The sequence below is a fragment of the Candidatus Kapaibacterium sp. genome (assembly GCA_023957315.1).
Taxonomy (GTDB): domain Bacteria; phylum Bacteroidota; class Ignavibacteria; order Kapaibacteriales; family UBA2268; genus PGYU01.
This window is the reverse complement of the sequence record JAMLHE010000013.1, coordinates 1-24477: the sequence shown is the minus strand read 5'-3', so window position 1 is coordinate 24477 and position 24477 is coordinate 1. Positions and strand designations below refer to the sequence as shown.

17 protein-coding genes and 2 rRNA genes are annotated in these 24477 nt (G+C 37.6%); 15 read left to right on the top strand and 4 right to left on the bottom strand.

Translation table 11 applies throughout. The features are described 5' to 3' along the window. Positions 1–2: 2 nt before the first annotated feature. On the bottom strand, positions 3–497 hold the full coding sequence (locus tag M9949_12055; protein MCO5252133.1) for a hypothetical protein: 495 nt from the start codon (positions 495–497) through the stop codon (positions 3–5). 473 nt (positions 498–970) lie between these two features. Here M9949_12055 and M9949_12050 point away from each other — a divergent pair, with 473 nt between their 5' ends. From M9949_12050 to M9949_11980, 15 genes are all read left to right on the top strand, one after another. Then, positions 971–3070, top strand: coding sequence for a TonB-dependent receptor (locus M9949_12050; GenBank protein MCO5252132.1), 2100 nt, complete (start codon positions 971–973; stop codon positions 3068–3070). Further along, positions 3070–4293, top strand: a complete 1224-nt coding sequence (locus M9949_12045) for an MFS transporter (GenBank protein MCO5252131.1) — start codon at positions 3070–3072, stop codon at positions 4291–4293. Before M9949_12050 ends, M9949_12045 begins: the two co-directional genes overlap by 1 nt. After that, positions 4277–5647, top strand: a complete 1371-nt coding sequence (gene hemN / locus M9949_12040) for an oxygen-independent coproporphyrinogen III oxidase (protein ID MCO5252130.1) — start codon at positions 4277–4279, stop codon at positions 5645–5647. The genes M9949_12045 and hemN overlap by 17 nt, the downstream gene beginning before the upstream one ends. Before the next feature lies 1 nt (position 5648). Then, on the top strand, positions 5649–7031 hold the full coding sequence (gene hemG / locus M9949_12035) for a protoporphyrinogen oxidase (GenBank protein ID MCO5252129.1): 1383 nt from the start codon (positions 5649–5651) through the stop codon (positions 7029–7031). Further along, complete coding sequence (gene hemH / locus M9949_12030) at positions 7031–8047, top strand: ferrochelatase (GenBank protein MCO5252128.1); 1017 nt, start codon at positions 7031–7033, stop codon at positions 8045–8047. Before hemG ends, hemH begins: the two co-directional genes overlap by 1 nt. Positions 8048–8170: 123 nt before the next feature. Next, a complete protein-coding gene (locus M9949_12025) occupies positions 8171–9346 on the top strand; it encodes a hypothetical protein (GenBank protein ID MCO5252127.1) in 1176 nt (391 codons plus the stop codon). A gap of 122 nt (positions 9347–9468) precedes the next feature. After that, complete coding sequence (locus M9949_12020; protein ID MCO5252126.1) at positions 9469–10944, top strand: alpha-amylase; 1476 nt, start codon at positions 9469–9471, stop codon at positions 10942–10944. Positions 10945–11039: 95 nt separating this feature from the next. Next, complete coding sequence (locus M9949_12015) at positions 11040–12767, top strand: hypothetical protein (GenBank protein ID MCO5252125.1); 1728 nt, start codon at positions 11040–11042, stop codon at positions 12765–12767. 80 nt (positions 12768–12847) lie between these two features. After that, on the top strand, positions 12848–14323 hold the full coding sequence (locus tag M9949_12010; GenBank protein MCO5252124.1) for an ATP-binding protein: 1476 nt from the start codon (positions 12848–12850) through the stop codon (positions 14321–14323). Positions 14324–14468: 145 nt separating this feature from the next. Beyond that, positions 14469–15605, top strand: coding sequence for an AI-2E family transporter (locus M9949_12005; GenBank protein MCO5252123.1), 1137 nt, complete (start codon positions 14469–14471; stop codon positions 15603–15605). Positions 15606–15706: 101 nt separating this feature from the next. Next, entirely contained in the window at positions 15707–16129 is a 423-nt protein-coding gene (locus M9949_12000; GenBank protein ID MCO5252122.1) for a DUF3795 domain-containing protein, read from the top strand. A gap of 10 nt (positions 16130–16139) precedes the next feature. Continuing rightward, entirely contained in the window at positions 16140–16550 is a 411-nt protein-coding gene (locus M9949_11995) for a hypothetical protein (protein MCO5252121.1), read from the top strand. A 49-nt stretch (positions 16551–16599) separates the two neighbouring features. Then, positions 16600–17376 (top strand): YoaP domain-containing protein, encoded by a 777-nt coding sequence (locus M9949_11990; protein ID MCO5252120.1) that lies wholly within the window; start codon positions 16600–16602, stop codon positions 17374–17376. 287 nt (positions 17377–17663) lie between these two features. Then, positions 17664–18491, top strand: a complete 828-nt coding sequence (locus M9949_11985) for a CPBP family intramembrane metalloprotease (GenBank protein MCO5252119.1) — start codon at positions 17664–17666, stop codon at positions 18489–18491. 125 nt (positions 18492–18616) lie between these two features. Then, positions 18617–19186, top strand: coding sequence for a DUF4256 domain-containing protein (locus M9949_11980; protein ID MCO5252118.1), 570 nt, complete (start codon positions 18617–18619; stop codon positions 19184–19186). Between the two features lie 21 nt (positions 19187–19207). Here M9949_11980 and M9949_11975 read toward each other — a convergent pair whose 3' ends face one another. The 3 genes from M9949_11975 to M9949_11965 form a co-directional block, all read right to left on the bottom strand. Beyond that, the gene (locus M9949_11975) at positions 19208–21790 is read right to left on the bottom strand and encodes an AAA domain-containing protein (protein ID MCO5252117.1); all 2583 of its coding nucleotides are present in this window, start codon (positions 21788–21790) and stop codon (positions 19208–19210) included. 467 nt (positions 21791–22257) lie between these two features. Further along, a 5S ribosomal RNA gene (gene rrf, locus M9949_11970) occupies positions 22258–22374 on the bottom strand. Between the two features lie 72 nt (positions 22375–22446). Beyond that, positions 22447–24477: ribosomal RNA gene (locus tag M9949_11965) — 23S ribosomal RNA — on the bottom strand; the annotation flags it as partial.

The following is a 24477-nucleotide window of genomic DNA, read 5'->3' as shown; positions in this document are numbered from 1 at the left end:
TATTAATCTCCAACTGCTATTTTCAATAGAATATTTCCATTTATCTGGTCTGTATCGCCCGCTTCGCTTACAGTAATGAATGAACAAGTATTGGGCAATTGTGTTCTGAGCGAAAATTCGGTTTCCGGTAATCTCACAAACGTTCTTGAAATTTCACCACTTTCAACGAAATGTTCAGCATTTTGAAAGAGCGGATTATTAATAATTATGGATTTTAACAAATTTGCCGAATCATCGTAAAACGCTATTCGCAAAGCTGTCCCTTCGAAATTTACAAAGCTTGTAAACTCCGATTTCAATTTGCCTTCGACGATTTTGTAGTCAATCAGTTCGGCTTTTGTACTCATAAGCAAAGAATCATAACTGAAGTTCAGATTGAGGAAGATGATTTTGTCAACTCGAGGCTTGTCAAGAACTGAATCATTTTTCTGAGAATGGTGATTGACTTTGCAAGAAATCACCATCATCATAATTGCTATATATAAAATCCATTTCATAAGTTATGTCCATTAAAAAATCAGTAACATCAAACTTGATAAAAGTACGAAATTTATTTGAAACAAGAGAAATATTTTAAGAAATATACTCATTTCCTTAGCCATTTCTATTCCGTCAGGTGTAACAACTGACTTGAAAAGATCTTCAGTTAGTTGTAACAACTGACGGGACAAAAAATTCATCAAATTTTGAAAATGCTATGATTTTGTTAAGGAGCAAATATTGGGTTCAAGTGTCACATAACTATCCGGCAATGTAATTTGTCAGACGTCGCTTCGGGAGACATTTGGCTCAAACGCTCGACCTAATCGGGCATTACAGAATTCTATTTCATAAGTATATTATATTTTAAACATTTCTGAGTTGGCTATACAAAAATCAACTTGCACGATTGAGGTAAATAGCTTATTTTTACGTTTGTGTTATATGTAATAATTTTAATTAATTTTTATGATTTTTATAGAGGAAATATATGAATACAGCTTGCAATATCGCAACAATTTTGTCACTGTTACTTATGATAAATTCATTCTCATTAGCTCAAACATCTAAGGAGATTGATAGTACAGAGATTAAAAGATACCTAATCGAAGATGTAACAATCATGGCACCTAAGGATGCTATGTCAATCCTACTTCTACCGAGCTCGATAACATTAATCGAGGCAAATATGATTAGTGATAATGGCATCAGAAGCTTGAAGGATATCACTTCGATAGCCCCAAATTTTTTCATGCCTGAATATGGCTCAAAGCTGACTTCCCCTGTTTATATACGCGGAATCGGGAGCCGCATTAATTCGCCATCTGTTGGGCTGAATGTTGACCATGTTCCTTTTTTCGAGAAGGCTGCGTTTGACTTCGACTTATTTGATGTAGAGCGAATTGAGGTATTACGCGGACCACAAGGAACCTTGTACGGTCGCAATACGATGGGTGGTATTATAAATGTCTTTACAAAGTCGCCTCTTAAAACCCAAGGGACTGAATTGTCTTTGAATGCCGGCAGCTATGGCTTGCTCAATGCCGGAGCAAATCACTACGGAGCATTAAGTCGCACTTTCGGTTACTCAATCAGCATGAATTATTTGAGCGAAGATGGATTTTTCGTCAATAAATTCAACGACAGCAAAGTGGACGACATTGAATCTATTGGCTCAAGGCTCAGATTGATTCATGAACCAACAGATTACTTCGTCTTCGAAAATATTACAAGCTTCGAGACGAGCAAACAAGGGGCATATCCTTATGCCAAGTTTGACAACGCAAGCGGTGTAATTGCTGATATAAACTACAACGAGCGCAGTACATATGACAGAGATTTGTTTTCAAATGCTTTCATATTCAAAGTAAATTCAAGCAAAATCGAGTTAATTTCCACATCGTCGTTACAGTTAATGAATGACAATAATGCAATTGACCAAGATTTTAGCGACAAATCAATGTTCTTTGTGGTCCAAAAGCAAGAGCATAAGATGTTTTCGCAAGAGATTATACTAAAATCCAAGGAACGGTCAACATATGAATGGCTTGTTGGAGCATATGGATTTTATCAAGGATTTGACAATTTTGTTGACATCAAGGTATATTCCAACAATTCGCTCACTAATCGCGAATATTACCATGACATCCTTGGTGGAGCATTGTTCCACCAATCAACACTTTACGATGTGTTGTTGAAAAATTTATCTATAACCGCCGGCATAAGGGCTGATTACGAATATGACGAATTAACTTACAAAGCCAGAGTAGATGCGAATAATACATTAAGACAATTAGCCGATACATTATACCCTGAATTGACTTCATTCCAAATAATGCCAAAGTTTTCGATTAAATACGAGTTCAGTTATTTTACGCAAGTTTATACCACGATTTCTAAGGGTTACAAAACCGGCGGATTTAACACTACATTTGAGCGTCCCGAAGATTTAACTTTCGACCCTGAACACAGTATAAATTATGAAGCAGGCATTAAGCTCAATCTCTTTGATGGTAATTTATACACCGATTTTGCATTATTTTATATTGACTGGAGCAATCAACAGATATACCAAACCGTGCCAAGTGGCAGAGGTTCGATGTTGAAAAATGCAGGAAGCTCGACAAGCAAAGGCGTAGAACTCAGCATGAGGGCTACCCCATTCGATAGGTTTGAGACATCACTGACATTCGGCTATACCGATGCAAGGTTTGATTCTTATATTGTGGATACTGCTCGTAATCATAGTGGTAATTACATACCTTATGTTCCTCAATTTACAATGTCAATGCACGCTTCGAAAACTTTCGTTTTGGGAGATGGCTTTTTCAAAGGATTGAGAATTAACGCTTTGTATAGAATGACAGGCAAACACTACTGGACTGAAGCGAACACCACATTTCAGGATTCTTACGGATTATTGGACGGAACTATCTCACTCATCACCGATGTTATAGATGTTGATTTGTGGTTCAGAAACATACTCAACCAAGATTATTGGGCATTTTACTTCGAAGCGGCGCAATTAGGAAATTTTGTCCAACACGGCAAGCCGCAGAGGCTCGGAGTCAAGATATCGGCTAAATTTTAATGATAGAAAAAAGTAATTTCCAAAAATATTCTGTTTTATTTTCATTATACATTGCTCAAGCAATTCCGATGAGCTTTTTCTCGACGATAGTCCCGGTGATTATGCGTCAAGAAAATTATTCACTCGAATCAATTGCGTTGATTCAGTTGGTTAAGTTGCCATGGATAGCAAAATTTTTGTGGGCGCCTTCGATTGACAGATACTCGAACACTACGGCTGACTATAGGCGTTGGATATTCATTTCCGAATTCCTCTATGCGGCAATAATTTTCGGAATCGGTTTTCTGAGTTTGCAGTATGATTTCACTCTTATCATCATTTTCGTTGTTATTGCATTTGTAGCATCTGCCACACAGGACATAGCTACAGATGCGTATGCAATATTGCTGCTGAAAAAATCGGAACGAGGATTTGGAAATAGTATGCAAAGTGCCGGCAGTTTTGTCGGCACTTTAGTAGGCAGCGGATTCCTTCTGATAGTTTATCATTACTACGGTTGGCAACTCTTATTATTCGGATTGGCGATTTTCGTTGTAATTGCATTAGTGCCATTGTTCTTTTTCAAGAAAAACGGGCAGATAGTAAAAACTGAACGGTCCACAGCATCTATTAAAGATATCCCTGCTTTTTTCAAACAAAAGAAAATTTTGGGGCATGTGTTGGTTTTGATTCTTTACTATTCAGGAATCGTAGGCATATTGGCGATGCTCAAACCATATTTGGTTGATATGGGTTTCAATGCTAAGGAAATCGGCGTTTCAGTAGGAATTGTCGGCACTTTGGTAGCGGCACTTTCGGCTGTGGGAGCAGGATGGATAATCAAACGAGTTAACAGACTGAAAGTTTATCTGATGTTTTTGTCAATAAGCATGTTCATCAGTCTATTTTTCGTTTGTATCACTTTCCAACCCGTTCACAGCTATTTCATCTATTTTGGAATCATAGTTCTATGGATGGCTTATGGAGTATCCACAGTTTTAATCTATACTTCGTCAATGGATAGAGTTCGCCCGGGCAAAGAAGGCACAGACTTTACGGTTCAAATTGTAATTACACATCTGAGCAGCCTTATAATAGCAACCCAAAGCGGCAGACTTGCAGATATGTACGGATATAGAACATTGTTTTATATCGAGACCGGACTTGTAATACTTACTTTTGTAGTAATATTGATATTTAGAAATCACTTAGAAGAAACCGAAAAAGATGCAACAACTTTATGATAAATATAGAGAACCGGTTCCGAGATATACATCTTATCCGCCGGCGACCAAGTTCGCAGACAACTTCACCGGTATTGATTATATCTCAGCGCTGAAAGAATCAAATAATTGGAAACCGGAAAATATATCAGTTTATGTGCACATTCCATTTTGCAAGAAGATGTGCCATTTTTGCGGCTGCAATGCGATTTTGCTCAAGAGAAAAGACCCAATTACCGATTACATTAATGCTGTAATCTCGGAAATTGAGATGACATCAAAGCATCTGGATTCGAATCGGAAAATTTCTCAAATTCATTTTGGCGGCGGCACTCCAAATGCCATCGAGGCAGAATATTTGGTACAAATAGTTGACAAATTAAGAGAAAAATTTGATTTTATCGAAAATGCCGAAATAGCCATCGAATGCAATCCTGCATATATTGAATATGAATATCTCGATATTTTAATTCAAGCCGGATTCAACAGATTCAGCTTTGGGATTCAGGATTTCGACGAAAAGGTATTAGAGTATTCAAATCGCGACCCTTCGAAAATCCCGCTTGACGAATTATTCAGCTATTTGAAATCATCAAATCCCAAAATTGGGGTCAATCTCGATTTCATATACGGATTGCCCGGGCAAACAGTTAACGGATTTGTCGATACAATCAGACAAGCTGCCGAACTTCGCCCCGAAAGATTAGTCACATTTTCCTATGCACATGTGCCTTGGGTAAATAAAAGCCAAAATTATCTCGAAAAAATTGGACTTCCTGACCCGATTGAAAAAATGGAAATGTTTCTGAGGGCATCCAAAGAACTATCATTATCCGGTTATAAGCAAATCGGATTAGACCATTTTGTGCTCGAAAGCGATGAATTATACGAAGCCGGCGTTAATCATGATTTGCACCGTAATTTTCAGGGATATTGTACCCGACGCACTACCGGGCAAGTTTACGCCTTCGGAGTTTCGGGAATTTCGCAATTAGAGAAGTCGTATATCCAAAATATTAAAACGACGAAAGAGTATATCGAAAGCATCCAATCAGGTGAATTTGCGGTTATCAAAGGCTATAATTTGAGTGCTAACGAAATCGTAATTCGCGAAGTCATCAACTATTTCATGTGCAACAAAAGATTAGATTTCGACAAAATTGCCATGAATTTGAGTATCAGTGCCGATGAAATAAAATCCTTAATTAATTTCGATTCTGACAAATTAGCACATTTCATAGATGACGGTATCATTCGCATTCACGACGGCATAATCGAAATTACCGACCTGGGAGTCATTTTTATTCGTAATGTTGCAGCGGTTTTAGACCCATGTTTCGAATCAGGTCATGGTAAATATTCGAGATCTGTCTGATATGGAAAAAAGTCAGAAATATGATGTTGTAGTAATCGGGGGCGGCTTGACAGGCTTGACTTTGGCATACTATCTCAAAAAAGCCGGTGTCCGTTTTCTACTTTTGGAATCGAATAAACGAGTTGGAGGTGTAATCCAAACAATCACCGAAGACGGCTTCGTATTCGAGACAGGTCCTAACTCAGGCATAATATCTTCAATCGAAGCTGTGGAATTATTCGACGAGCTAAAGAAAGACTGTAATCTCGAAATTGCTAACCCCAACTCAAACGATAGATGGATTTGGAAAAAGGGCAAATGGCATTCTTTGCCAACAACAATTCCGGCGGGAATCAAAACGAAATTGTTCAGTTTGGGAGATAAATTAAAACTACTCACCGAACCATTTTTGCCAAAAGGGAAAAATCCCGATGAAACCGTAGCGGATTTAGTTCTCCGAAGGCTTGGGAAAAGCTTTTTGGATTATGCTGTTGACCCATTTATTTCCGGCATTTACGCGGGGAATCCTTATAAGCTTGTTACTCGCCATGCACTTCCAAAATTGTACAATTTGGAGCAAAATTATGGCAGCTTTATTCGCGGTGCAATAAAAAAGAAATTTGAACCCAAAAACCCAAGCATACAAAAAGTCTCACGGGAAATCTTTTCGATGGAATTGGGTATGCAAAAACTTATTGATGCACTTGAAAATAAAATCGGCAATAAAAATATATTATTAAATATCAATAATTTAGAAATTAATCCCAAAAATCAGCCATATAAGATTAATTATGATATTAATGGCGAACAAAATGAAATATTAGCCGATAATATAGTCACTACAACAGGTGCAGCATCGCTAATAAACATATTCAGAAATCATCCTGAAATAGATATTTCTGACATCGCAAATCTTAAATATACAAAAGTTGTGCAGCTTATCGCCGGATATAAAAATTGGCAAGGAATTAAATTAAAAGCATTTGGCGGATTAGTGCCCTCGGTCGAAAAACGTGATATTTTGGGATTATTATTTATTTCGTCTCTTTTCCATGACCGCGCCCCAAAAGGTGGAGCATTAATATCAGCTTTTATGGGAGGCGAGCGACGCCCCGATATAATCGAAAAGTCCGACAGCGAAATAACACAAATCGTTAAATCCGAAATAGCGGATATGCTTGGGCATAGCACTCCGGAGCCGGATTTACTCAAGATTTTCCGTTACGAAAGAGCAATTCCGCAATACGAAGCATCATCACAACTGAGATTTGAGCAAATCGCTCGAATAGAAAACGAATTTAAAGGATTAATTTTGGCAGGAAATATCAGAAGCGGAATTGGGATGGCAGATAGAATAGCACAGGGCAGACAAATTGCAGATAAATTAATTAAAGAGATAAAATAATGAGCAAAAAAGCAGTAGTTTTGGTAAATGTGGGCACGCCCGATTCGACAAAGGTTTTCGATGTTGCGAAATATTTGCACGAATTTTTGGGCGACGGCAGAGTAATAGATTTGCCTTGGCTCTCCAGGAAATTGTTAGTTAATTTTATAATTGTTCCGTTTCGTTCGCCAAAATCATCTAAATTATATAAAAAAGTGTGGGATGAAAAAGGTTCGCCACTACTTTATTTGACCGAAAACTTAGCTGATAAATTACGCAAAGAACTCGGGGAATCCTACGATGTACATATTGGAATGCGTTACCAAAATCCGAGTCTCGAAAAATTAATTAAATCCAATGAATTGCAAAAATATTCCGAAGTAATTTTTATTCCCCTTTTTCCTCAATATGCGTCTTCGACTACAGGAACGGTAATCGAATTAATTTACAAGAGCTTAGCCAATCGCGACGTAATTCCGAAAATAAATGTAATATCACAATTTTACAACCACCCGGATTTCATAAATTGCTTTGCCGAAAATATTTCAACATTTAATGTCGCCGAATACGATTTTGTTATTTTCACATATCACGGATTACCACTATCGCACATAAACCGCGTTCACCCTGAAATCCCGGAAAGTAGTTGCAATTGCCAAAACGAATTCCCCGAGCATGGACAATATTGCTACAAAGCTTGTTGCTTCGAAACTACGCGATTGCTACTCAAGAAAACCGGCATTGCACCCGAAAAAAGCATCACCTCTTTTCAGTCGCGTCTGACAAATAAATGGCTGAAACCATTTTCGGACGAAGTAATAATCGAATATGCCAAGCAAGGCAAAAAACGCGGATTAATCGTAGCGCCATCCTTCACCACAGATTGCCTCGAAACAATTGTCGAGCTCGGCATAGATTACGACGAATTATTCCAAAGTCATGGCGGCGAAAAACTTGACATGGTGCCCTCGCTGAACGACAATGATTTATTTGTGCAATTCCTGAAAAAGTTAGTAATTGGCGAGAAATCTATTTAGTAGTCCCGTCAGGTGTAACACCTAACGGGAACAAAAAATGATATAACATCAAATGTATTCAATAATGAATAAACTATTGCGTTAATGAAATTGTAATGAATATATATAAGAAGACGAACACATATGAAAATAAAAAGCATACTTATAATTTTTATTTATTTACTAACCCCTTCTTGGACTTATGGGCAAAATATTCCTGAACAGCAAGTTTCATTTGCCCGTGAATCAAAACCACATGCTTATTATGTTGAACAAGCAGAACTTTGGGCAAAAGAATTAAAACTTGACAGCTTATCAGAGAATAATTGGTACAATTACTTTCGTGCATGCAGAAATGCTCACGGGACAGCAGATTGGCGCTCCGATTTTGTTAATGAATCGCCCTATTTAATGGAAGGAGGTGATGTAGTACGTTTGATGAAACAATACATTCCGCAGACATTCACCTATTATTATTTATCCTATTTAACACAAGGAATTGGGACTGGTAATTATGATAACCTCATGAAAGCCTACAAGATGAATCCAAATTTTGAAGGTATTCATTCAAGTGTAATTTCATATGCTGAAAGTAGCGTGGATAGTACATTGAGAAAAAAAACAAATCAAGAGTGGTATAAAACCAATTATATTTCTAATCAGCTTTTAAACTACAACTATAATGTTTTGATGTCACTTGATAGCAATGCAATTCTATTCACCCAACATGACAATGATACGTATCCGGCATGGATGCTACAAGATGCGATGAATATACGAAGTGATGTTACTGTGATTAACATTGATTTTCTGCTACTTGATAACTATAGAGAATTTATCCTCAATAAGTTAAAAGTTAAAGCCTTAGACTTAGGCGAAATAAACATTGACGAGTATCGGTTAAATTGGGAAAAAGTTCTTACCCACATACTTATTAATTACAATGAAAATAAGCCAATATACTTGGGAATGACATTATTCAACCACCTATACAATGATTTTGAAAAACAACTTTATGTGTCAGGACTCGCTTTTCGTTACTCAACAACTAAACTTGACCTTGCCGAGAAAAACAGACTGCTATATCAAGAAATTTTCATGTTAGACTATATTTTTTATAATTTTTCAACAGACCCAAATCAGGTAAATGTGAATTATCAAAACACAAACTATATGAGTTGTTTCAAAACGGTTTATGACATTTATAAATCAGAAAATAACTTGAAAGAGGCGAATAAAATAAAAGGACTTGCCATTCTACTTGCAGACAGAATAAGCAATCCGACCTTTTTAGCTCGAATTAAGGATGAGTTCGACTAAAATTATCTTCTCCCCGTCAGGTGTAACACCTGACGAGACTCCCCACCACAATTATATCATTGTAAAAGCGTGTAGTTAGATGATAAGCACAAGCGAAAATCACTAATTACTATAAAGCAAATATGTCAACGAATAATGGTGCAATGATGCAGTATTTCCACTGGTACACCCCCGGTGATGGGACTTTGTGGAAACAACTCGCGGACGATTCTAAAAAGCTCGCCGAGGCTGGCTTTACTGCCTTGTGGCTTCCCCCCGCATACAAAGGTGCAGCAGGCGGAATGGATGTCGGCTATGGTGTCTATGACCTCTTTGACTTGGGCGAATTCGACCAAAAGGATTCCATTCGTACCAAATACGGCACTCGCGACGAATATCTCGCGGGCATAAAAGCAGCCCAGAAAGCGGGTATGCAGGTGTATGCCGACGTGGTCTTCAATCATAAGCTTGGTGCCGATGAAGCCGAAGTCTTCAAAGCCATCCCATTCAATCCCCGGAACAGAAAAGAAGCAATAGGTGAATGTCAAGAAATTCGCGCTTGGACGCAGTATAATTTTCCCGGGCGAGGCGATAAATATTCAACGCTAAAGTGGCATTGGTGGCATTTTAACGCTATTGACCATAACGAGCTTGATGATAGAAATGATGCGATTTACCTCTTTGAAGGAAAATCCTTCAATGATAGCGTGGACTTGACTTTGGGCAATTTCGACTACCTGATGGGATGCAATCTCGACTTCGATAATCCCGATGTCCGGAAAGAGCTCTTTTATTGGGGGCAGTGGTACTTGAAAACGACGGGAGTGGACGGGTTCCGCTTTGATGCCACAAAACATGTGGATTCCGAATTTTTTCACGAGTGGCTGGACCATATCCGCAAGCACAGCGGGCGAAAGCTCTTTGCAGTGGGCGAGTATTGGTCGAATATCAGCGAAGCCTTAGAGCACTTCATCAAAGAGACCGACGGAAGCATGATGCTTTTTGATGTGCATCTGCATTATAATTTTGCGGCTGCCGGCAAACAAGGCAAAGACTTCAATCTGCAGACCATTTTCGACGACACACTAGTGCAAGAGCACCCCACGCTTGCAGTGACATTTGTCAACAATCACGACACGCAGCAACTGCAATTCCTCGAATCCGTCGTCGAAGCCTGGTTCAAACCCATCGCATACGCGCTCATACTGTTACGGCGCGACGGCTATCCCTGCGTATTTGCAGCCGATTACTATGGCGCCAATTACAAGGACAGAGGCACCGACGGAAATGAGTACGAAATATGGATGGAATCCCACCAGTGGCTCATCGACCGCTTCCTATCAGTCCGCAAAGAGCACGCATACGGTGACCAGTACGATTATTTCGACCACCCAAACTGCATCGGTTGGACACGCATCGGGCAAAACGCCAAACAGCGTGGAATGGCAGTTCTAATCAGCAATGGCGACGACGGCTTCAAAAACATGGAAACCGGCTCCCCCGACACCGCCTATATAGACATCACCAAGCAAATCGAAGGCACAATCACCACCAACAAAGCCGGCTGGGGAGAATTCCGCTGCAAAGGCGGCTCCGTCTCCGTCTGGGTGCCGGAGTAGTATTTTTTTTGTTATTCCAAGTTTTTTTGTAAGTTTGTAATATCATTTATTGAAGGGATGTAGATAAGTGAAGTGGGAATTTAGAACGTCGAACAATGTACAATAAGCCTTTAGAAATATTTACTATTCGCGAATTAGAAAAGATAACAAAAGCAAATGTAATCTATTCAGATATTATCATCAAAGGAGATGAAATTTCATCACTGGGCTACATTGAAAAAATAAATGGTACTCTCGGATTGAACGATTCTATTATTGAGAATTTGGGCTGTTTGAAATTTGTCAAGAACAGTTTTTTTATTACTTCACTTTCGTCTTTCTCGAACCTCAAATCATTAGATAACTTAGAATATGTTGGTGAAGATTTGATTTTGAGATATTCGAATATAGAAGATTTGGGTTCATTAAAAAAAGTGGGAGGAAAATTAAGTTTAAGAGATACCAAAATCAAAAGTTTAGGTTGTTTAGAGTATGTTGGTGGTGACTTATTTCTGCCCAAAAGTGTCGAAAAGGATATTGACCTTACCAAAGTGACGGTAAAGGGTATAATCAAGTTTTGGAATGATAGTAATACAATTGAAAATCATATCCCTAAGAGTGAAATGGGATACTATGATTTTCAAGAAGAAGTTCCATCTTGGAATAATAAGTACATTTATTCTTACAGCGATATTCTTGATGCAAATCCAGAACAATTAAACTTCTATAATGATTTCAAGAATCATTTCCTAGAAGGAAAGTATATTGATCTTAAGGGTAATGATAATTATTCATTCATACTCTTGTACGATTTACTCTCAAGTCATAGTTTACCGACTAATGAATTACAAAATCATTTAAAAGCACTTGCAAAATATTATCCTAATACATCACGATATACAGATTCTGCATTAATCACAAAATTGGAAACATCAGGTGATTTTGAAAATGCTTGGAAAATAATTTCACAGGACAATCATTTGAATGTTAAAAAAATCATTGAGTACGAGAAAAAGCTAAATCGTGAACTATTAGATGCAGAGCTGATTATCAAGCTCGCTGGGTTTAGGCATTTAACTGAGTTTGGGCAAAAGAATATAAACAATATTATACCGTTTGCAGAAGAACGGCTGAAACGATATAAGTTAGATAAAGGAATTAGATTTTTTGACTTATTTCTCCAAAATGGTTTACCTATTAATATTAATAAAATGGATGGTATTAATAGCAATGAATCATTTTTAGATGAATTGAAAAGTCAAGACACAGGAAATTTTTACGAATATAGTCGAGACTATTACAAAGATTTTTTTTTCTCCATGGCTGAATATGAGCACTACAAAACAATTGATGACAACCAATTAAAATCAGGCTATCAAAATCCATTACCTCACGTTGTCGAAAAGGCTATTTTTAATCAATGTAGATTAATCTTAAAACAAGGTGAGGACTTATACAGAGAAGCTATTGGAATGCCCAAAGTAGGAGAAGGTTGGATTAGTGAAACAGAACTATTCTATTTGCTCACTAACTATTTTGTTAAAGATGAAGTTATTCATCATGCTTCACCCAATTGGCTTGGTCGTCAACATATAGATATTTATTTTCCCAAACACAACATTGCTATCGAATATCAGGGGCAACAGCATTATGAACCAATTGACTTTTTTGGTGGTCATGAGGCATACAAAAAATCTGTAGAACGTGATCAAAGAAAAGAACGGCTTTGCAAAGAAAACAATTGCACATTAATCTATGTTATGAAAGGATATAATATAAATGAACTCATTATTACGATTGAAGAAATAATGAAAAAGAGCGAAGTAGGAAATAAAAAACTTTAATTACAATAATTTGCTTAATAATAGGTCACTTTTGTAATTAATATAATTATTAAGCACTCTTACAATCAAATGGATAGGTTATGAAAATAGAAACAGTTTCAATTAAACATTTCAGAGGTATTGAGGACTTACCAGCGTTTAAGTTGAAAAATCTTTCAATGTTGATTGGTAATAATGGGACTTCAAAAACTTCAATTTTAGAAGCAGTGAATTTTGCTCTATCTCCAAGTTTTTTATCAGGTCGAATTAAGCATACTGACTTCTACAAAGGACAAGACAATCCGATTGAAATTACATTAGAGTTTCAAACACCTTTTAAAGCAATATTGCCTGACGGTTTTCAAAAACAGGAAATTGAATGCAATAAAGTTTATTTGAAAGTAAAAAAACGTGACAGAGCTGGCAGTGGCAAAGCATTTTCTGATATTGTGGTAGTTGAACATATAGTTGTTCCAGTTAGACCGAGAATTAATGAACAAGGTTGGGAAATTGTTAGGAAAAATAAAACAAAATTCAAATTTGATAATAGACTTTTAAACTTTCCTATTGAAACTGAAGGGCTGCCACGAAGCTATTACTATGGTAAAAATCGAGAAAAGCAAATCCAAAAAGGTTTTAATTCTTCAATTTCATCTGTTTATGATGATTTTAATTGGCGGTTTATAAAGGAATTAAGAAAAGAAAGTGAAAAACAAATCACCCCACTTCTAGATAATTTTATTACAAGAAAACAATCAATTGAAAATGAAATTATCCAGAAAGTCGACGAAAAGTCAATAGAGAAGACGTTCATAAGTTTAAATAACAAGCTTGAAAATTTAGGTATAGAAAAAATAGGCATTTCATTTTTTGATGGGAATGCACCATTTGACACTGCATATCTCAATCAAAAATTAGACGAATTAGAAGTACCTGTTTCTCAACTTGGTTCAGGAATTGAAATGATAATTTCACTCTTATTTCTTGAAACATTAGCCTCCTTGTCAAAAGAAAATTTTATTGTCATTATAGATGAGCCGGAGTTGCATTTACATCCGACACTGCAAAACAAATTCCTAAATTATTTGATTGGACTTTCTATGAATAATCAAGTATTTGTATCAACACACTCTCCTTATTTTTTTAAGAATAGTATTGCTAATCAGAATATTGAAGTGCTAATTACAAAAAAGGATACAGGCAATATAAAAATTGAAAACACGGGTAATAACTTTGGATTATTTCCTTGGAGTCCATCATGGGGTGAAATTAACTTTCAAGCATATAACTTGCCAACCTTTGAGTTTCACAATGAACTTTACGGATATTTACAAGAAAAGAACGCAGCGTTAACAGAGGCAAATATTGAAAAATTCTTTATAAGTAAAGGCCAGACGAAATCTAAACAATGGAAAAAGCTACATAATGGACAAGTAAGTACTCCGTATGATATAACGCTAATGACTTACATAAGAAATACTATACATCATCCTGAAAATAATAACAATTTGCAATTCAAAGAAACTGAATTAGACAGCTCTATTAAGACAATGATTCAAATAATACAAACTCCATAAAATATATGAACCTTGAAAGGATCCCCCCCCAAACCCCATTACAATAGTTCACTTAGAATTTGGTCTTTGATAAAAGTGTGGGAAGAGCTAACAAATTCTTTGCAAATTTTTGGGACTGATTATATAAATTTAAACTAAATTGATTATGAATATATCTTTTCAAAAGCTATTCTATGTCGTAGCCTCAGTGATTGGCTTGTTTACGATTTTGATTGTGGCAAGAGAAGTGCTGATTCCAATCGCTTTTGCCTTCTTGTTGGCGTTCATACTCTATCCGGTAGCCAAGAAGCTCGAATCGTGGGGCACGAGCGAAATTGTGTCGGCTTTGCTCTCGATTACGGGTGTGTTCCTGATTATTGGTGGTGCCGCTTTTCTCTTCTCTACTCAAATCATCCAACTCTCGGAAAACTTAAGCAATTTTAAAGAAAAAATCCTCAATATCTTTGCCGATGCCACTGTATTCATCAATAAGGACATTGGCTTTTTTCAGCATCTGGAAAAGGATGAGCTATTAGAGAAGTTCAAGGTTTGGATTACCGAGTCGTCCGGAGCATTGCTAAGCCAAACTTTCAATAGCACGGCAAGTATCGTTTTCGGCATATTGTCGGCAATCATTTACACCTTCCTGATACTGATTTACAAGAAAGGCATTGTGCGGGCGATGGTCAGTTTCTATGCGCCGGAGAACAGGGATAGGGCTTTGAAAATGTTCAAAAATGTTCAGCAGGTTGGGCAGCAATACCTTTTCGGGATGATGATAATTGTACTGATTTTGGGGTTTATGAACAGTCTCGGGCTGTGGATAATTGGCATTGACAGCCCCTTCCTATTTGGGTTTTTAGCCGCAGTCTTAGCAATTATCCCTTATGTCGGCACTTTTTTGGGTTCGTCAATTCCAATCTTATATGCTTTAATATCGTATGAATCGATTTGGATGCCAATTTCCATCGCTATTTACTTTTGGTTTGTGCAGTTTGTCGAGGGTAATTTCCTGACGCCGAAAATCGTGGGCGGCAATCTGAAACTTAACGCATTCAGCTCAATTTTAAGCATCATTATTGGTGCTTCGGTTTGGGGAATAGCGGGTATGATTCTGTTTTTGCCTTTAACTGCCATGCTGAAAGTGGTATGCGACGAATACACCGAACTCAAACCCTTTTCGATGTTGTTAGGTGAGCAGAATTATAGCAACAAAGATGAAGATGACCATCATATCGGCAAATGGATTAAGAAGCGAAAGACCAGGTTTTCTAAGTATATTACAACGCTTAGGAAGAAGTAGGTTGGTGGTTTATTGTTATTCCAAGTTTTTTTGTAAGTTTGTAAAGTCATTTATTGAGAAGATGTAGATAGGTAGATAGGTAGATAGGTAGATAGGTAGATATGAAAAACGCAAGCATCGCCCCGTGCGGAGTAATCTGCGACCTCTGTATGGGTTTCCAAAGAGAGAAAAATAAGTGCGTCGGGTGTTTAAGCACCGGGAATAAACCCTATCATTGCACAGTTTGTAGTATAAAATCTTGTCCGGAAAAGGATGGTGATGAAAATTTGCTATGTAATACATGCGAAAAATTTCCTTGCCGACGAATTAAAGATTTAGACAAGCGATATATCACCAAATACGGAGAAAGCCCAATTCAAAACCTGAGGACAATTAGCGAAATAGGGCTAAGTGAATTTATTTTGCAAGAAAAAGAGAAGTGGACTTGCGGCTCGTGCGGTCATTTGTTATGTGTTCATCGCGGTGTTTGTTTAATCTGTGGGGCAAATAATCATTTTTTTCCACAGGGCGAAGTGAAAGGTTGATATATAAACAATGATAAAAGCATATATTGATATTGATGGCGTCATCTTAACTAAACGAAATACGCGGCAGGCAGACGGTTTGCACGAATTTCTGGATTATCTCACTAAATCCTTTGATTGCTATTGGCTTACGACGCATTGCAAAGGTGAATCTAGGAAAGTGCTTGAGCATTTATCCAAATTCCTTGATGAGAATATAATGGAAATGATTTCTACGATAAAAGCGACCACTTGGACTACGCTAAAGACAGAAGCAATTGATATGACAAATGACTTCTTATGGTTTGATGATTCCCCTCTACAATCTGAAATTGAGCAACTGAAGTTAAATGGCAAACTTGAAAATCTAATAATCATAAATTTGGACAATCAAGATGAATTGCAAAGAGTAATAAAGGCTATTGATTTTGCAGATAATTGAAATTTACTTAATTTTGTTGATATTTATTGATAAGATGTAGATGAAAACTATGGAATTAAATAATAAAGATTTTGAGATTATTGACCTCACACCGGAAAACATTGCTCAATATGGTGTTTGTGGTTACAAAGATATAAACAAACATTTAGAATTACAACGAAAAGTTGAGTGGGTCTCCAAATATTATCCCAAAGGTTTGCGGATAAAGGCAATAATCACCGAATCAGGTGGATACCAAGGAATGCTCGAATACATTCCGGGCGAATACGCTCACCGCCCGGTTGACGCCACGGGATATATGTTTATCCATTGCATTTTCGTAGGATTCAAAAAAGCGTTCAAAGGCTTAGGATATGCCTCAGCACTAATTGATGAATGCATAAATGATTCTAAAACTCAGAAGATGAAAGGAGTCGCTGTTATTACTCGCAAAGGTTCATTTATGGCAAATAAAGATATTTTTATTAAAAAGGGATTTTCTTCAGTCGAAGCGGCGGCACCAGATTTTGAACTTTTAGCACTCAAATTTAATAATAAATATGAAAATCCAAAATTTAAAATTAATTCAACTGATAATTATGCCGATGGTTTGATAATTACTCGGTCGCCACAATGCCCATATTCCGTCAAAAATGTTGATTCAATAATTCAGACAGCGAAAAATATGAATCTCAAGCCCACATTGATTGAAATGGATGATGCAGAATCTGTCCAACAATCGCCCTGCGCTTTTGGAACATTTTGCATTTTAAACGAGGGCAAAATCATAAGTCACCACCCTATTAGCAACACAAGATTCGAAAATATAATGAAGGCAACTGTGTAACGCTCTCGTCTTTGTAACACAGACGGGACACAAGTTTGTTTTAAATATAAAGCCTGATGCAAAATTGTATTGGGCTTTTTTGTTTGGTAATATTTAACAAATATTTTATTTTTGCAAATTATTAATTGTGAGTTTGTAGATAAATTAGTTAAGTTGGAGAAGGTGATATAGTAAATAGTAATATTTTGATTCACAAACTACAAGTTTTAATGTGGCAATAAGAATTCTAAGATATTGGTGAATAAATTTTTTAACAAGGAATTAATATAAACTAATAGGAATGTGTTATGGAAACGAAATCTTCTAACAATAAGCCCTTAATAAGCTTCTTTATTATTGCCTTCATACTTGCATGGGGACTAATAAGTGTTGCAATAGCTAAAAACTATGGTTGGATTGATTTGGAAATACCGGTTGAACCTTTTCTCATCATAGGTTCCTGGGTTCCTAATATTGCTGCATTTTTAGTTTTAGCAATAGTACTGAAACGCAATGGTGGAATCACGGAGCTATTGAAAGGATGGCTCAAATTTAAAGTTTCTGCTTTTTGGTATATTGTTACCACTTTTCCTTTAATCTTAGCGGCAATGAGCATTTTTATTTATAAGCTTTTATTTGGCGTTGCTCCTGTAAATGACATCATGTATGATCCTGTCGGCTTGATTGCATTGATGATTATGATTACGATTACCGGAGCGATGGGTGAAGAGCTTGGCTGGCGTGGGTTTGCATTGCCAAGGTTGCAATCGAGGACGAGCGCCTTAAGAGCAAGTATTTTACTTGGATTAATATGGGTTTTATGGCATTCTCCGCTTTGGTTTGCAGGTATAGGATTTGAGGAAATTCCTTTTTTGGCTTATGCAATCATAGGTGTTTCTTTTACTGTTTTAGTAACTTGGGCTTGCAACAATTCAAGAGGTAGTTTGCTTATCGCATCACTTTTTCATTTAACCCTCAATGTATCTGTTAATATAATAGAGAACAAAGCCCTTTATATTCTTGCTTTCCTTTTTATGGCACTTGCGGTGATAGTAGTTTTAGTTTATGGTTATTCTAAGCTATCTAAGGCTTCTGAATTGCCTATTGATAAAAATACCTACGAATGGACATCATAACTTTGCGTAAACGACGAGAGAATTAGAGTATTTACAACGGAACGATAAATCACAATTTTTTCCTTATATTTGAGTTAGCCACTTTTGGCTGAGTTAGTATTTTTGAAAAGATAGGAAAATGTGTGATGACTAAAATAAATGCGAAGGTTTTGTCGCACGAGCAAAGGGACGAATTGCTCAAGACTTTGAAAGAACGTTTCGAGAAGAATATGAAGCGACATTCGGGGCTGAAATGGGCTGACGTTCTGGCGAAGTTGGAGGGCAATGCCGAAAAGTTGTGGTCGCTCAATGAGATGGAACAAAGCGGTGGCGAGCCGGATGTCATCGGGCATGATAAAAAGTCGGGCGAATTCATTTTCGTGGATTGTTCGCCGGAAAGTCCCAAGGGGCGTCGCAGCATTTGTTACGACCGCCGGGCGCTGGATTCGCGGAAGGAGCACAAGCCCAAAAATGATGCTCTTTCGATGGCGGCGGAAATGGGCTTCGAAATCTTGACGGAGGAGCAGTATCGCGAGCTTCAGTTGCTCGGAAATTTCGACACGAAAACTTCGAGTTGGGTGCTTACTCCGCCCGAAATCCGCAATCTGGGCGGCGCCATCTTCTGTGACCGTCGCTACGACCAAGTCTTCATGTATCACAATGGTGCCGAATCCTACTACGGTTCTCGTGGTTTCCGGGGACGGTTGAGGGTGTGAGGGAAAAAAACAAAGACTACATCAATGATTAATTCGTAGTAGATGTTCTTTGATTTTTTCTATACAATTTTGCAAATCGTCCCGAATTTCGAAGGTCCAGAATCTTAAAACTTCCCAACCAAGATTTCTTAATCTGTAATCTCTAATCATATCAAAATTTTCATTTTCTCTGTGCTGCAATCCATCAACTTCCACGACTAATTTCACAGGTTCGGGAAAAGCAAAATCTACTCTATAAGGACCAATCCAATATTGCTGATGTGGAATTATATTATTTTGACGCATAGCAATTCTAAGCATTTTTTCATATTCTGATTCATTTAAAGTATCATCTTGTAAATATGGGTTTGTACCATTTTGCAAATTGTCAACATAATTGGCGATATCAACGTAATGTTCTATTCCGGAATTCAAACAAGCTTGCTTATCTCCGACAATTATTAATTTCGATTTTGCCCTTGTAATAGCGACATTCAACAAATGCCATGTTTCCTTCAAATACCAAGATACGTTATGCGGGATAGGATTACTTAATACCGGTGAAAAAATAATAATATCTTTTTCATCGCCCTGAAATTTTACAACTGTATCAATTAAACATCTTGCATTGTTTGGAGGCAAACTTATTCTAATTTTATTTGCTTGCGTCCTAAATGGAGAAACAATCCCAATATCACCGTGAAAATCCGAATTGTTCAAGTAGCTATTAGCCACCTGAACGACTTTGTTAATTTCATTTTGATTAAAAGCACTTGTTCCATTTTCATTTCGTACTTCCCCTTGTACATCTACCCATTCAATTCCAATTTTTTCTTGACTAACAAGATTGTTATAATTTGTCGAGACCATTAATTGATTTGAATACCAATGTTTATTTGAAAATGTTATGATATCAATGTGTGACCTGAAATGCTCATTAAGCGTAATTTTCGAATCTTCTTTTACACTTGATAAAGCAAAATCGTAAAGGGAAGATTCGCAAAAATCGAACCTTGATTCTAAATTATATTTCAAAAGATATCGAACTGATAAAGTATTTGGCATATTTGGGATATGTTTCAGTTGCATTTTATCCCCGAGAATGACACACCTTTTTGCTCTATACAAAAGAGGAATAACTGAAGCAATATCGCATTGACTCGCTTCATCAATAATTACTAAGTCAAAGCAACCGGCTTCAAGCGGGAATTGCCCCTTAATACTTAAATTGGTAACGCTAAATGCAGGAAACAAAAGGGGGGTTTGAAGATAGTAGGCATCTCTTTGATTAACTAAATGTCCCCATTCTTGTGAATTCAAATTACCGTTCAAAATACTATTTTGAATATTAATCAGATTATGAAGTATTTGTAGATTACCATTCGCAATGACTATTTGGGGTAACTGATTATATTCGCATTTCAAAATTAGTACAGATGTCTCTACTATCTGTTTATTAATCTCTGTTAATCTATTGATTAAGTCTTCAAATTTTGCAAATTGGTTAACTTTTGACATCATTCGTATGTAATTCGCAATTTTTTTAATATTTCGATTTAAAAGCTGCCCTCGAACTACAGTATTTTTGTTTAACTTCTCAAAAATACTTCGGAAATTTTCATCGCGTTTGATTGTAATAGAATAATTCAGTACATCTCTTTTAATATCTAAAAGATTATGATATTGTGATTCAATTTTTTTTCGTTCCTCAATCAAATTTTTATATTCTTTATTCAATTGTGAAATATCATTATTAAATTCGTTCCCATGGTTTGGATTATCTAACCAATTAAGATATTGAATAAAATCAGGTAATAGCTCATTACCATTATTATCTCTATTACCCAGCCTTAAAAGCAATTTATTATTCAACAAATTATTTAATTTTTCTTCGACTACTCTGACAGCTTTATGATTTTTGCTTGCGAATAGAACTTTCTGCTTTTTCAAAAAAGCGTTAGCTATTATTGAAGCTACAACTTGTGATTTCCCTGTGCCAGGGGGACCTGGTATAACTGTAATTCTTTCTTTTAATGACAAAGTGACAGCTTTTCTTTGCGATTCATTCAAACTAAAAATTTCATAAATATCTTCAGTTTGATTCTTTTCACATTCTTCAGGTGCATATTGACCAAAAAAGCTGGAAAGGCAAGATTTATTAAATTGCTCTTTATCTTTCCTAGATAAAATATCAAGTTCTTCAATCAATCCTCTTGTATAATTAGACTTTTCCGAACGAATAATAATTTGCTGAAACCAAATACTTGGGTTTTGACGCACATTTAAAGGAATATCCTCAAAATTTTGGTTAAATTGATGGGCAAATAATGAAAAGCTTTGTGGGGTATTTGTCTCTGCGAATAAACCGAATGATTCAGCAAGATTTCGAGCGATTTCAACATCAATTTGTAATATGTCTAAACATGATTGATTCAATCTTATCTTTTCTGTTGGTACAAAAGACGGAGTAAAATCATTACTGTAACTAAGTGGGATATAAAATAATGGGAGAATGTAATCTTTGTTGTTCTTTGAGAAAAAAACAATTGGATATCCATACCAAAAGTCAATTTGTTGATTATTAGCATGTATCACATTACTAATAAATAATTGCACTTGTTCCATTTCGTTATCATTTAAGCCGGGCTGTTCCCTTTCAAATATAAGCTCGGTACTTTCCAATCTAATATATTCTAACGGATTGCCGTTATTATTTCCGACCCTTGCTATTATAGAGTCAGTCGAATCCGCAAAAACACAATCCTTATAATATTTTATTATATCAATCATCAGATTATATTGATTTAATCAATTTTTGTTACTTCATTTAAAGTCTCAACAACTTTAGATATTGATTCTTTGATTTCTCGATTACTAGCCATTATAGCTTTGAAATTCAATATTAATAAAACAAGAATGATTATTAGCACTATTAATATGCCAAACAATGCAATGATAATTAAATTTTCCATATAGATTTTAAGTATAGAATATTTGAAAAACAAGTTCTACAAATATAGATATTTTTATCTCAATTACACCAACAAAAAAAACCCTGCATGAAATGAATCATACAGGGTTTTTTTATATTAGCTTGGCACCGACTTACTCTCCCACACAGTCGCCCATGCAGTACCATCAGCCCAACGGTGCTTAACTTCTCTGTTCGGAATGGGAAGAGGTGTACCCACCGCGGCAAAAGCACCAAGCAAAAAATTAATTTGGCTGAGGAAGGAAAAATCGTCAAACGCATTCGAGCGATGAGTATAACAACTCATTAATTCGGTAAGCCCATGGATTATTAGTACTTCTCGGCTGAACGTATTGCTACGCTTACACCTAAAGCCTATCAACCAAGTCATCTACTTGGATCCTTAGAGATACCTAATCTTGGGGTAGGTTTCGCGCTTGAGATGCTTTCAGCGCTTATCCTGTCCGGACATGGCTACTCTGCAATGCCACTGGCGTGACAACAGATACACCGTAGGTCCGGTCACTCCGGTCCTCTCGTACTAAGAGCGGGTCCCCTCAAGTATCTTACGCCCACACTGGATAGGGACCGAACTGTCTCACGACGTTCTGAACCCAGCTCACGTACCGCTTTAATTGGCGAACAGCCAAACCCTTGGGACCTTCTCCAGCCCCAGGATGCGATGAGCCGACATCGAGGTGCCAAACCTTGCCGTCGATGTGAACTCTTGGGCAAGATCAGCCTGTTATCCCCGGCGTACCTTTTATCCTTTGAGCGACGGCCCTTCCACACGGAACCGCCGGATCACTAAGACCTGCTTTCGCACCTGCTCGACTTGTAAGTCTCACAGTCAAGCCACCTTCTGCCTTTATACTCTTAGCACGATTACCAACCGTGCTGAGGTGACCTTTGTAAGCCTCCGTTACTCTTTAGGAGGCGACCGCCCCAGTCAAACTACCCGCCTAACACTGTTCCCGCGAATCCACTTCGCCGGGTTAGAATTCAGCTATAACAAGGGTGGTATTTCACCGGTGGCTCCACAATGCCCGCAAGCACTGCTTCAAAGCCTCCCACCTATCCTACGCATGTTATAGCCAAACCCAATATTAGGTTATAGTAAAGGTGCACGGGGTCTCTCCGTCCCAGTGCGGGTAACCGGCGTCTTCACCGGTACCACAAGTTCACCGAGCTCGCGGTTGAGACAGTGCCCAGATCGTTACACCATTCGTGCAGGTCGGAACTTACCCGACAAGGAATTTCGCTACCTTAGGACCGTTATAGTTACGGCCGCCGTTTACCGGGGCTTCAATTCGGAGCTTCGCTTACGCTAACCCCTCCTTTTAACCTTCCGGCACCGGGCAGGTGTCACACAATATACGTCCTCTTTACGAGTTAGCATTGTGCTGTGTTTTTGTTAAACAGTCGCCTGGGCCATTTCACTGCGACTCTGTTGCCAGAGTACCCCTTCTCCCGAAGTTACGGGGTTAATTTGCCGAGTTCCTTAACCGCGACTCACTCGCGCGCCTTAGTATATTCAACCCGTCTACCTGTGTCGGTTTGCGGTACGGTCACCAAATCTCGCTTTTCTCGGCAAGCTTGCTCATTACGGGGATAGCCATTAACCCCGCAATAACTTTTACTTGCGTCACTTTTATTGATTTGGTGGCTCAGGAATATTATAATTTTACCTGATTCCCATCGACTACGCCTTTCGGCCTCACCTTAGGGGCCGGCTAACCCTGAGTTGACGAACAGAGCTCAAGGAAACCTTAGACTTTCGGCGTTATGAATTCTCATCATAATTATCGTTACTTATGCCAACATTTGCTCTTCTATACGCTCCAACATGACTCACATCACACCTTCAACGCCTATAGAATGCTCCCCTACCGCTCATAATTAAATGAGCCCAAAACTTCGGTGAAATGCTTAGTCCCGGAAATTATCGGCGCTGAATCGCTCGACCAGTGAGCTATTACGCACTCTTTAAATGAATGGCTGCTTCTAAGCCAACATCCTGGCTGTCTCAGCAACTCAACATCCTTTATCTGTTAGCATTTACTTGGGGACCTTAGTTGTTGGTCTGGGTTGTTTCCCTCTCGGCCGTGAAACTTATCTCTCACGGCCTCACTCCCGCACATCATGTTTCCGGCATTTGTGGTTTGTCAGGGGTCGGTACCACTGTAATGGCCCTAACCCTATCAGAGCCCTACCTCCGGAACACTAATGCGAGGCTGTACCTAAATACATTTCGGGGAGTACGAGCTATAACCGAGTTTGATTGGCCTTTCACCCCTATCCACAGTTCATCTAAACGGTTTTCAACCCATACTAGTTCGGA